The organism is Nonomuraea sp. NPDC001684 (assembly GCF_053596515.1).
In genome coordinates, this window is the sequence record NZ_JBSFGJ010000433.1 from 1 (window position 1) to 7,921 (window position 7,921).

Sequence of the window (7,921 nt, forward strand, 5' to 3'; positions counted from 1 at the left end):
CGACGAGGTCGCCAGGGCCAGCAGGAGCGCGACGTCCACCAGCGCGTGGCCCTGGGAGTAGCCCACGGAGGCCTGCTGGGCCCCGGCCCCCGCGCCGAAGAAGACGGTCAGGCTCACCACCGACAGGGCCCTGGCCCACGCCCGGGGGTCGGCCTCGACCAGCCGCGCGGCCAGCAGCGTCTCCGGCGACCGGGCCCGCCGGCCGGCCCTGCGGGCGTAGGCCCTGATCAGCCAGGTCGTGGCCAGGGTCGCGCCGATCAGCAGCAGGACCAGCCCGGCCGCCATGGCGGTCGCCGCCCCGTACTTGCCGACCACGGGGAAGCGGCCCTTGACCGACAGCCCGAGGACGAGCAGGCCCACGCCCGCCGCGAACAGGGCCAGGTCCAGCACCCGCGGCCCCTGCACGCGGGCGCGGCGGGTCACGCCCAGCGGCGAGGTGACGACGTGCCGGCCGGCGCGGGCCCCCGACAGGACCCCGCCGAGCGTCACCAGCGCGACGACCACGGGGATCTGCGGCAGCGGCCCGCCGAGGTGGGTGACGACGTAGAGCGCGCCGCCGGTCAGCGAACCGGCCAGCGCCAGCAGGCCGCCCTCCAGCGCGCCCAGCCGCCGTACGTCGCCCGGCGTCGCGCCCGCCAGCCGCAGGGCGGCCAGCCGCCGTTCCCTGGTGGCCGAGGCCAGCCGGTTGGCCTGGTGGACCAGGCCGGCGACCGGCACGGCCAGCAGCGCCAGGCCGAGCCCGGTCAGGGAGCCGTCCTCGTCCTGGAAGTCGGCCATGCCGACGGCCGTGCAGACCAGGAACGTGGCCACCGCCGCCCCGGCGGCGACGAGCCGGGCGCGCACGCGTTCGGCCCGCGAGCGTCCCCTGTGCAGCATGCCCAGCACGGTGATCATCGTTCCGCCCCCACCAGGACGGCGCCGTCGCGCAGCGGGATCTCACGGTCGGCGTAGGCGGCCACCCGGTTGTCGTGGGTGACCAGGACGACGGCCGCCCGGCCGGCGCGGGCCGCGCCGAGCAGCGCGCCCATCACCTGCTCGCCGCCGAGCGTGTCCAGGGCCCCGGTGGGCTCGTCGGCGAACACCACGCGCGGGCCGGTCACCAGCGCCCGCGCGATGGCGACCCGCTGCCGCTGCCCACCGGACAGCTCGCCGGTGCGCCGCCCGGCGCAGCCGGACACCTCCAGCCGGGCCAGCCACTCGGCCGCGGCGGTCATCGCCTCCTGCCTGCCGTGCCGGTCGAACAGCAGCGGCAGCGCGACGTTCTCCGCGGCGGTCAGCTCGGGCACCAGCTCGCCGAACTGGAAGACGACCCCGAAGCTCCGGCGTCGCAGCCGGGTCAGGTCGTCCTCGGGCAGCGTGTCGATGCGCGTGCCGTCGAGGACGACCTCGCCGGACTCCGGCCGGACGACCCCGGCCAGGCAGTGCAGCAACGTCGACTTGCCCGCGCCGCTCGGGCCGGTGATCGCCACGATCTCGCCCTCCGCGATCGCGAGCGAGACGCCGTTCAGCGCCCTGGTGCCGCCGAACGACTTGCCCAGGCCCCTGGCCTCAAGCATCGGTGTCCTCCTTCATCCGCGCGAGCGCGGTCTCGATCCAGCGCAGGTCGGCGTCGAGGTGCTGGAGCGCGTAGTCGGCCGCCAGCACCTGGGCGGGCGAGCCGGTCGCCTTCTCGGCGGTCAGCTCCCGCATGCGGGCCAGGTGGGCCTCGCGTTGCCGCAGGAGGTGGCCGTCGGCGGCCTTCCCCGCGACGGCGACCCGGGCGAACAGGGGGCTGGCGACGTACGGCGCCGACGGCTCGACGGCGTTCAGCCACCGCTCCAGCTCCGCCCGGCCGGCCTCGGTGATCGCGAACAGGGTGCGCTCGGGGCCGCCCTCCTGCCGCGTCTCGGCCACCTCCGCCAGTCCGTCGCGTTCCAGGCGTTGCAGCGTGGCGTAGACCTGCCCGTACGCCAGGGGCTTGGCGCCGGCGAGACGGTGATCATGCTCTTTCTTGAGCTCGTACCCGTGCTTCGGCCGCTCGGCGAGGAAGCCGAGCAGCACGTGACCGGTTGACATGATCACGACTATACATTCAATGAATAGTCGCGCAAGCGGGACCGGCGGGCCTCACACGAGGCGGGCCTCGTACGCGGCGATGACCAGGTGCACGCGGGTGCGGGCGCCGAGTTTGGTCAGCAGGCTGCTGACGTGCGTCTTGACCGTGCTCATGCTGACGAACAGGGTGCCGGCGATCTCCGCGTTCGACAGGCCCCTGGCGACCAGGACGAGCACTTCGCGCTCGCGTTCGGTGATGTCCAGGCCGCCGTCCCCGGACGGGGGACGCACGTGGCGCTCGACCAGCCGCCGCGTCGCGGTCGGCGCCAGCAGCGATTCGCCGGACGCGACCACGGCCATGCTCCTGATCAGCTCGGCCGGCGGCGTGTCCTTGAGCAGGAAGCCCGCCGCGCCCGCCCGGAGCGCCCCGTAGACGTAGTCGTCGAGGTCGAAGGTGGTCACGATGAGCACGCGCGTCTCCGGCCGATCCGCGCAGATGCGGCGGGTGGCCTCGATGCCGTCCATCTCCGGCATGCGCACGTCCATCAGCACCAGGTCGGGACGGTCGCGTCCGGCCGCCGTCACCGCCTGCGCGCCCGTGGCGGCCTCGCCGACCGCCTGGAACCCCGGCGTGGAGTCGATCAGCCGCCGGAAGCTCGCCCTGATGAGCGCCTGGTCGTCGGCCACCAGCACCCTGATCACAGCGGCAGCCTCGCCCTCACCCGGAAACCGCGCACGGGTCGGACGCCCGCCTCGAACTCGCCCCCGAAGACGCGCACGCGCTCGCGCAACCCGGTCAGGCCGTGCCCGTACGGCCGCGCCCGGCCGCGCGTGCCGTCGTCGGTGACCTCCACGGTCAGCGCGTCCGGGAGGCGTTCGATGCGGACGAGGGCGTGCCGGGCGCCGGCGTGCTTGAGCACGTTGGTCAGCGCCTCCTGGACGATCCGGTAGACCGTCGGCCCCAGCTCGCCGTCCGCGGCGCCGTCGATCGACAGCTCCACCTCCAGGCCCGCCGCCCTGGTGCGGGCGACGAGCGCGTCGAGATCGGCCAGGCCGGGGGCCGGGGCGAGGTCGGCCGCGTCGTCCTCGCGCAGCACGCCGAGCAGCTGCCTGGTCTCCCGCAGGGCCGACCTGCTGGTCTCCTCGATCGAGGCGAGCGTGCGGCTCATCTCCTCCGTCCCGCCCACGTGGCCCGCCACGCCCGCCTGCACCGCGATCGTGCTGAGGCTGTGGCCGATGACGTCGTGCAGCTCCCGGGCGATCCGCAGCCGCTCGGCGACGGCCTCCGCACGGGCCCGCTCCTCCGCCTGCGCGGCCAGCTGCCCGGTGTAGAGCCCGCGCAGGCGTACGGCCGTGCCGGCGGCCCACGCGGCGAGCAGGATCGCCAGCGCCAGCCCGAGCCGGTCGCGGACCGCGGCCGTCAGGGGGACCTCCGCCACGCCCTGCGCGGCGACCGCGCCCGCCACCAGCAGCGGCAGCACGGCCCTGCTCCGCGTGGCCAGCGTGTACAGCACGAGCGGCAGGCAGAGCAGCTCGGCGTGGGGAAGCAGGAACTCCCGCATGCCCAGCCCGCCGAGCAGGACGACCACGAACACCGGCCCCGGCCACAACCGCCTGACCGCCACGGGCAGCCCGGCCGCCCGCGCCGCCGTGACGATGTCGATCATCGGGATCTTGCACGGGTACCGGCCGACCGTGCCCTCGGTGGTCAGGGACGGCTCGCCGTCGATCACCACGGCCACGTCGGTCGAGGTGCCGCCGCCGTCGAGGGTGATCACCGACGGGTGCCCGGCCGTGGAGGCGATCAGCGCCGCGCCGAGCGCGCCCGCCGCCGGGCCCGACAGCACGGTGGTGATCGGCTGGTTGACGACCTCGCGCGCCGACAGCACGCCGCCGTTGGACTTCATCACCGAGAACGGCATGCCGAGCCGGTTGGACAGTCCGGCGATGTAGCCGCGCACGGCGGGCTTGACCGCGGCGTCCACCAGGGTGGTGATCGAGCGCTCGTACTCGCGGTACTCGCGCAGCACGTCGCTGGAGAGCGAGATCACCGCCTCCGGGTGCTCGCGCCAGAGGATCTCGCGCATGCGGCGCTCGTGCTCGGGGTTGGCGTAGGAGTGCAGGAAGCACACGCCGACCGCGGTGATCCCCTTCGACCTGAGCCAGCGCGCGGCCTCGACGGCCTGCTCCTCGGAGAACGGCCGCACCTCGTTGCCGAGGTGGTCGAGCCGGCCGCCGACCGTCCTGACGAGGTGCACGGGGACGATCCGCGGCGGTTTGACCCAGAAGTAGGAGTTGCCGTAGCCGTCCGGCACACTCTGCCTGGCGATCTCCAGGATGAACTCGAAGCCCTCGGTGGTGATGAACCCGAGGTTGCCGATGCGGTCTTCGAGCAGCTGGTTCGTCGCGACGGTGGTGCCGTGGACGATGGAGGCGACGTCGAGCTCGCCCAGCTTCCCGATGCCCGCGACGAACCCGTCGGCCGGGTTCGCGGGCGTCGAGGGGGTCTTGGTGGTGACGATCTCACCGGTCTGCTCGTCCACCGCCACGACGTCGGTGAACGTGCCCCCGGTGTCCACTCCGATTCGGACGCTACGCATGGCTCCTCAGCTTCGGCGACGGCCGAGAACTTCGTCGATGACCCGGGGCGCGTTCTGGGTGCCGACGTAGGCCGCCAGGCGCACCACCAGCTCTTGGGATTTTGCCAGTTCGGCCTCGACTCTGGCCTTCCCCGACTGGCCGGCCTGCACGCCGAAATATGCGCCCATGATCGTGCCCACCACCCCGGCCACGCCCGCGAACAACGCGGCGAACTCCTTGGTGGCGAACACCGCGGCGCCGAAGGCGATCAGGATCGCGACGATGCCCGCCACGACGACCAGGAAACCGTACCGCCATCGGGTGGCGTCGGCCTGGGCGGCCGTCACGTCGTCCTGTGTCAGCATCGCGTCGAGCGTCGGTGGATTGTCGGTGACCACAGTTCCTCCTGATAGTCCAGGGGAGAAATGTCCCACGAGGTCATGGAACAAGCCAAGCCGCTAAGCTGGCCTCCTGTGACCGAACTGTCTGCCTTGTCAGCCGTGCCATCCGGAGCCCGGGACGCCGTGCTGAAGTTCTACTTCGGCCCCATGGACTGCGGGAAGTCCACTCTGGCGCTCCAGATGAACTACAACCACGGCCGCCAGGGGCGGCGCGGACTGGTCCTGACCAAGCACGACCGCTCCGGCGGCCCGAAGGTCACCAGCCGGATCGGGCTGGGCCTTGAGGCGATCGAGGTGGAGGACTCCCTCGACCTCGTCGGCCTGGTCACCGCGCACGAGCGCATCGACTACCTGATCTGCGACGAGGCCTGCTTCTACACGGTCGAGCAGATCGAGCAGCTCGCCGACCTGGTGGACGAGCACGGCATCGACGTCTACGCCTTCGGGCTGGCCTCCGACTTCAGATCGGTCATGTTCCCCGGCGCGCAGCGGCTGTTCGAGCTGGCCGACGAGGTGTGCCGGCTGCAGGTCGAGGTGTTGTGCTGGTGCGGACGCCCCGGGCAGCTCAACGCGCGCGTGGTGGGCGGGGTGCTGGCGCGGACGGGCGAGCAGGTCGTGATCGGCGACACCGACGCCTCGCCGGTGCGCTACCAGGTGCTCTGCCGCCGCCACCACCGCTCCGGCCAGCTCGGCGAGGGCGGCGCCCCGGCCTGACCCGCGTGCCTGGCCCCGGCGTGAGCCGCGTGGCTCACACCAGCCGGTCGAGGGCTGCGCGGAACAGGCGGCGCTCGTCCTCCGGCAGGGTGGACAGGAAGGCGCGCTCGGCCTCCTCCACGGCCGGCACCGCGAGGCGCATGGTCTCGCGGCCGTGCTCGGTCAGCTCGACCGCGTTCTTGCGGCGGTCGCCCGGATGCGGCCGCCGCGCCACCAGCCGCTTGCCCTCCAGCGCGTCGACCATGGCGACCATCGTCGTGCGGTCGATGCCGAGCCGCTGGGCCGCCTCCTGCTGCGACAGCGGCTCGGGGGCGTCGATCACCGACAGCACCCCGAGTTCCCGCCCGTCGATCCCGTAGGGCGCGAGCGCCGGGCCGGTGAACTCGGCCAGGCGCAGCGCGGCATGCTTGAGCAGGTAACCAAGGCGGCGGCTCGACACCTTCAGATTGTCGCACCGCCGCGGGCGGGGCCGTTCAGACCGCGCAGTAGCCGTCGTCGTCGCATCCGTCGGCCGGCGGGGCGAGCTGGGTGATCGGCGTTTGACCGGTACGCTCGGCGACCTCGTCGATCGCCGCCGCGAAGGCGTCCTCGGGCTGCGCGCCCGACACCGCGAACTTGCCCTCGAACAGGAACAGCGGCACCCCGCTGACACCCAGCGCGCCGGCCCTGGCGAGATGCTCGCGCACCTGCTCGGCGCCCTCGCCGGTGTCCTGGACGCCGACCTCGCCGGCCAGGCGGCTGAGCACGCCGGGGTCGCCGACGTTCGCGCCCTCGCCGAAGTACGCGCGGAACAGCCGGTCGGCCATCTCCTTGCCGAGCCCCTGGGCGGTGGCGGCCTCGATGAGCCGGTGGGCCTCGAAGGTGTTGGCGTTGACGGCCCGCTCGTAGTCCATCTCCAGGCCCTCTTCGACGGCGACGGCCTTGACCCGCTCGGTCATCTGCCGCGCGCCCGGGCCGAACTTGCGCTCAAGGGCCGGGATCAGCGGCTCGCCCTCGACGGGGGCGTCGGGGTTGAGCTGGAACGGGCGCATGGTCACCTCGATCGTGCCGCCCTTGGCACGGAAACGCTCGGCGGCGCGGGCGAACCTGACGTGCCCGATGTAACACCAGGGGCACACGACATCGGAGAAAATCTCGACTTTCACCCCATCGACAACCACGCCGCCCGCACGACGATTCCGCCGGCCGCGGGTCACCCGGCGGCCAGCTCCTCCAGCCGGTACGGCAGGTAGGCCGAGTCGTCCACCAGCGCGGACGCGCCGCGCCACCAGCCGAACCACTCGCCGCTGCGCCACATCCAGTCGACCCGCTCGATGGCGGCCACCACGTCGCCGACGGTCCCCCACCGCTCGCCCAGCTCCTCGCGGGTGACGCCGTGGCGGACGGCCCAGGCCCGCAGCACGCCCGCGGCGGCGGCCGGGATCTCGCGGGCGTACGGGTCGGGCTTCTCGCCGGGCAGCCGGTGGGGCCCGAGCCCGGCGGCCACCCCCCAGCTCCACTGGGCCTCGGCGGGCCTGGAGTAGCGCAGCGACTGGAAGTCGAGGTTGGACCCCAGCGCGTCGTCGGGACGGCGGGCGACGACCGCGTCGAGCCGGCCGCCCGCGTCGAAGTGCACCACGAGCCGCTGACCCGGCCGGACCCCCGGCGGCAGCTCGAAGCGGTCCTCGGCCTGCCAGGAGTTGAGGTCGACCTCGGCGACGGGCCGGCCCCAGAGCTGGTCGGCGGCGTCGTCGGCGATCCAGGCGGCCAGCATCTCCAGCGCGGTCAGGTCGGTCCACGGCTCGATCGCGACGGCCGTGCGCAGCACCTCGTCGGGCGGCGGCAGCTTGCCGCCCCTGGGCCGCGTCCACCAGCCGGCGCCCAGTTCGCGGGTGCCGACGAGGAGCGCGGCGATGGCGGCCAGTTCGGCCGATCGGCGGGTGAGCGACGCGCCGAGCGCGAGCCCGAGCGCGCGGTCGGTCCGCTGGTCGCCGAACACCGGCCGCACCTCGGCGACCAGGGACTCGGCGGTGGGGCGCTCCTCCCCCAGCAGGTTGCGTACGATGCGCCTGGCTTCGTTCCGTGCGTCTTCAGCGTGTGCCTGCCGCATACCGCCACGCTACGCCGGGAGATCCTTTTCCGCGAGGGTCGTCGTGGCGCGTCCCTCAGCCGCGCCGGCCACTTGTGTCGCGGCCGAGCAGCCGGCCCACCGC

At 73.6% G+C, this 7,921-nt stretch carries 9 protein-coding genes and 1 pseudogene; 1 reads left to right on the forward strand and 9 read right to left on the reverse strand.

The genetic code is table 11. The features are described 5' to 3' along the window. From ACWCSD_RS42690 to ACWCSD_RS42715, 6 genes and pseudogenes are all read right to left on the reverse strand, one after another. Positions 1–894, reverse strand: a pseudogene (locus ACWCSD_RS42690) (hypothetical protein); the annotation flags it as partial. Continuing rightward, entirely contained in the window at positions 891–1,556 is a 666-nt protein-coding gene (locus ACWCSD_RS42695) for an ABC transporter ATP-binding protein (RefSeq protein WP_449923684.1), read from the reverse strand. The gene ACWCSD_RS42695 and the pseudogene ACWCSD_RS42690, both read right to left, overlap by 4 nt. Then, complete coding sequence (locus ACWCSD_RS42700) at positions 1,549–2,055, reverse strand: PadR family transcriptional regulator (RefSeq protein WP_358293584.1); 507 nt, start codon at positions 2,053–2,055, stop codon at positions 1,549–1,551. Before ACWCSD_RS42700 ends, ACWCSD_RS42695 begins: the two co-directional genes overlap by 8 nt. A 51-nt stretch (positions 2,056–2,106) precedes the next feature. Beyond that, positions 2,107–2,736 (reverse strand): response regulator, encoded by a 630-nt coding sequence (locus ACWCSD_RS42705; RefSeq protein ID WP_397160132.1) that lies wholly within the window; start codon positions 2,734–2,736, stop codon positions 2,107–2,109. Then, positions 2,733–4,634, reverse strand: a complete 1,902-nt coding sequence (locus ACWCSD_RS42710) for a hydantoinase/oxoprolinase N-terminal domain-containing protein (RefSeq protein ID WP_449923688.1) — start codon at positions 4,632–4,634, stop codon at positions 2,733–2,735. The genes ACWCSD_RS42705 and ACWCSD_RS42710 overlap by 4 nt, the downstream gene beginning before the upstream one ends. 6 nt (positions 4,635–4,640) lie before the next feature. Then, positions 4,641–5,012: a hypothetical protein gene (locus tag ACWCSD_RS42715; RefSeq protein ID WP_357992394.1), complete on the reverse strand. Its 372-nt coding sequence runs from the start codon at positions 5,010–5,012 to the stop codon at positions 4,641–4,643. Positions 5,013–5,114: 102 nt separating this feature from the next. Between ACWCSD_RS42715 and ACWCSD_RS42720 the strand changes: the two genes are divergently transcribed. Beyond that, positions 5,115–5,729, forward strand: coding sequence for a thymidine kinase (locus ACWCSD_RS42720; protein WP_352363896.1), 615 nt, complete (start codon positions 5,115–5,117; stop codon positions 5,727–5,729). A gap of 34 nt (positions 5,730–5,763) precedes the next feature. On the opposite strand, the gene ACWCSD_RS42725 is transcribed toward ACWCSD_RS42720, so the two are convergent. From ACWCSD_RS42725 to ACWCSD_RS42735, 3 genes are read right to left on the reverse strand one after another with little or no spacing between them, the layout of a single operon-like run. Further along, the gene (locus ACWCSD_RS42725) at positions 5,764–6,168 is read right to left on the reverse strand and encodes a MarR family winged helix-turn-helix transcriptional regulator (RefSeq protein ID WP_358284905.1); all 405 of its coding nucleotides are present in this window, start codon (positions 6,166–6,168) and stop codon (positions 5,764–5,766) included. A 34-nt stretch (positions 6,169–6,202) separates the two neighbouring features. Continuing rightward, complete coding sequence (locus tag ACWCSD_RS42730) at positions 6,203–6,874, reverse strand: DsbA family oxidoreductase (protein ID WP_358284902.1); 672 nt, start codon at positions 6,872–6,874, stop codon at positions 6,203–6,205. 47 nt (positions 6,875–6,921) lie between these two features. Continuing rightward, positions 6,922–7,818 carry a hypothetical protein gene (locus ACWCSD_RS42735; RefSeq protein ID WP_352363890.1) on the reverse strand — a complete coding sequence of 299 codons (897 nt, stop codon included), beginning with the start codon at positions 7,816–7,818 and terminating at the stop codon, positions 6,922–6,924. Positions 7,819–7,921 lie beyond the last annotated feature (103 nt).

Excerpts from the sequence above, each read along its gene's own strand:
- ACWCSD_RS42695 (WP_449923684.1), bottom strand. The coding sequence starts at position 1,556 with ATGCTTGAGGCCAGGGGCCTGGGCAAGTCGTTCGGCGGCACCAGGGCG.
- ACWCSD_RS42700 (WP_358293584.1), bottom strand. The coding sequence starts at position 2,055 with ATGTCAACCGGTCACGTGCTGCTCGGCTTCCTCGCCGAGCGGCCGAAG.
- ACWCSD_RS42710 (WP_449923688.1), bottom strand. The coding sequence starts at position 4,634 with ATGCGTAGCGTCCGAATCGGAGTGGACACCGGGGGCACGTTCACCGAC.
- ACWCSD_RS42735 (WP_352363890.1), bottom strand. The coding sequence starts at position 7,818 with ATGCGGCAGGCACACGCTGAAGACGCACGGAACGAAGCCAGGCGCATC.